Raw genomic sequence first — 2,552 nt, forward strand, 5'->3', positions numbered from 1 at the left:
GGCCTCGACGCCGTGCCCGGCATGCGCGACGCCCTGGAAGAAGCCGTCATCAAGGGCGGCAAGCCGTTCTTCGGCATCTGCGTCGGCATGCAGCTGATGGCCGAGCGCGGGCTGGAGCACGGCGTGCACCAGGGCCTGGGCTGGATCAAGGGCGAGGTGGTGCCGCTGGAGCCCGCCGACCCGACGCTCAAGATCCCGCACATGGGCTGGAACGAGCTGGAGGTGGTGCGCGAGCACCCGGTGCTGAAGGGCCTGCCCGCAGGCGCGCACGCCTACTTCGTGCATTCCTACCGCATCCAGTGCGCCGACCCGGCGAACGAACTGGCGCGCGTCGAGTACGGCGGGCCGGTGACCGCGGTGATCGGCCGCGACAACCTGGTCGGCACGCAGTTCCATCCGGAGAAGAGTCAGGCCGCCGGTCTGGCGCTGATCGCCAACTTCCTCACGTGGCAGCCGCGCGGATGAACATCCCGACCTCGGCAGCCAACCCGGCCGCGATCGTCGAGCGCGTGGACGAGAAGTTCCGCACCGCCGACCTGCACGACCTGTGCGACGCGGCCGACGCCGCCATCCGCGACGGCGGCGGCTTCGGCTGGGTCACGCCGCCGTCGCGCGAGATCATGGAGCGGTTCTGGCGCGGCGTGCTGATCGTGCCGGAGCGCATCCTGTTCGTCGGCCGGCTGGACGGCGTCATCGCCGGCTCCGCCCAGCTGGTCAAGCCGGCGCGCAACAACGAGGCGCAGGCGCACGCCTGCACGCTGACCACCTCCTTCGTCGCCCCCTGGGCGCGCGGCCACGGCCTTGCCCACCAGCTGACCGAGGCGGTGGAGAACGAGGCGCGCGCACTCGGCTACCGCATCCTGAACCTCGACGTGCGCGAGACGCAGGAGGCGGCGATCCGCCTGTACGAAAGCATGGGTTTCCAACGCTGGGGAACGCACCCCTTCTATGCGCAGGTGGACGGCCGCCGGATCGCCGGCCATTACTATTTCAAGGACCTCTCCCAGCACCCGCAAACGGACGAGACGCCGCAATGATCCTCTACCCCGCCATCGACCTCAAGGACGGCGCCTGCGTCCGCCTCGTGCGCGGCGAAATGAGCCTCGCCACCGTGTTCAACACCGACCCGGCCGAGCAGGCCCGCGCCTTCAAGGCGCAGGGCTTCCAGTGGCTGCACCTCGTCGACCTGAACGGCGCCTTCGCCGGCAAGCCGGTGAACGGCGAGGCGGTGGAGCGCATCCTGGCCGCGGTCGACATGCCGGTGCAGCTGGGCGGCGGCATCCGCGACCTGAAGACCATCGAGATGTGGCTGCAGAAGGGGGTGGCCCGCGTCATCCTCGGCACCGTGGCGCTGCGCCATCCCGAGCTGGTCAAGGAGGCCTGCAAGCAGTTCCCCGGCAAGGTCGCCGTGGGCATCGACGCGCGCGAGGGCTACGTCGCCGTCGCCGGCTGGGCCGAGACCTCGACCGAGAAGGCGCTGGACCTCGCGCTGAAGTTCGAGGACTCCGGCGTGGCCGCCATCATCTACACCGACATCAACCGCGACGGCGCCATGGGCGGCGTCAACGTCGAGGCCACCGCCGACCTCGCCTTCCACCTGACCACGCCGGTCATCGCGTCGGGCGGCGTGTCGTCGATCGAGGATCTGGCGGCGCTGAAGAAGGAAGAGCGCTCCGGCATCGAGGGCGTCATCTGCGGCCGGGCGCTGTACGACGGCCGCATCGATCCGGAGGCGGCGCTGGCGCTGCTCTCCACGCCCGTGGCCGAGGATGCCGACTGATGCTGAAGATGCGCGTCATCCCCTGCCTGGACGTCAAAGACGGCCGGGTGGTCAAAGGGGTCAACTTCGTGGATCTGGTGGATGCCGGCGATCCCGTGGAGCAGGCCCGCGTCTATGACCGCGAGGGGGCCGACGAGCTGACCTTCCTGGACATCACCGCCAGCCACGAGAACCGCGACACCATCTTCGACGTGGTGCGCCGCACCGCCGAGCAGGTGTTCATGCCGCTCACGGTGGGCGGCGGCGTGCGGCAGGTGGAGGACATCCGCAAGCTGCTGCTGGCCGGCGCCGACAAGGTGTCGATCAACACCGCCGCGGTCAGCCGCCCCGAGTTCGTGCGCGAGGGCGCCGAGAAGTTCGGCAGCCAGTGCATCGTCGTCGCCATCGACGCCAAGCGCACCGGCGACGGCAGGTGGGAGGTCTTCACCCACGGCGGCCGGCGCGAGACTGGGCTGGACGTGATCCAGTGGGCGAAGCGCATGGCCGAGTACGGCGCCGGCGAGATCCTGCTGACCTCCATGGACCGCGACGGCACCAAGAGCGGCTTCGACCTCGCCCTGACCCGCGCGGTGGCCGACGCGGTGCGCGTGCCCGTCATCGCCTCGGGCGGCGTCGGCACCCTGGACCCTCTCGTCGCCGGCATCCGCGAGGGCCACGCCACCGCCGTGCTGGCGGCCTCGATCTTCCATTTCGGCATGTTCAAGGTCCGCGAGGTGAAGGCCCATATGCGCTCCTCCGGCCTGCCCGTGCGGTTGGAGAGAGACGAGCGCCG

4 protein-coding genes are annotated in these 2,552 nt (G+C 70.3%); all 4 read left to right on the forward strand.

What is annotated here, in order from left to right:
* On the forward strand, positions 1-465 hold a 465-nt coding region (gene hisH / locus VED21_RS17355; protein WP_324884246.1), incomplete at its 5' end, for an imidazole glycerol phosphate synthase subunit HisH.
* Positions 462-1,037: a GNAT family N-acetyltransferase gene (locus VED21_RS17360; RefSeq protein ID WP_324884248.1), complete on the forward strand. Its 576-nt coding sequence runs from the start codon at positions 462-464 to the stop codon at positions 1,035-1,037. The genes hisH and VED21_RS17360, both read left to right, overlap by 4 nt.
* The gene (hisA, locus tag VED21_RS17365; protein ID WP_324884250.1) at positions 1,034-1,780 is read left to right on the forward strand and encodes a 1-(5-phosphoribosyl)-5-[(5-phosphoribosylamino)methylideneamino]imidazole-4-carboxamide isomerase; all 747 of its coding nucleotides are present in this window, start codon (positions 1,034-1,036) and stop codon (positions 1,778-1,780) included. The genes VED21_RS17360 and hisA overlap by 4 nt, the downstream gene beginning before the upstream one ends.
* On the forward strand, positions 1,780-2,552 hold a 773-nt coding region (gene hisF / locus VED21_RS17370; protein ID WP_324884252.1), incomplete at its 3' end, for an imidazole glycerol phosphate synthase subunit HisF. The genes hisA and hisF, both read left to right, overlap by 1 nt.

Origin of the sequence: Azospirillum sp. (genome assembly GCF_035627195.1) — a bacterium.
Lineage (GTDB): Bacteria > Pseudomonadota > Alphaproteobacteria > Azospirillales > Azospirillaceae > Azospirillum.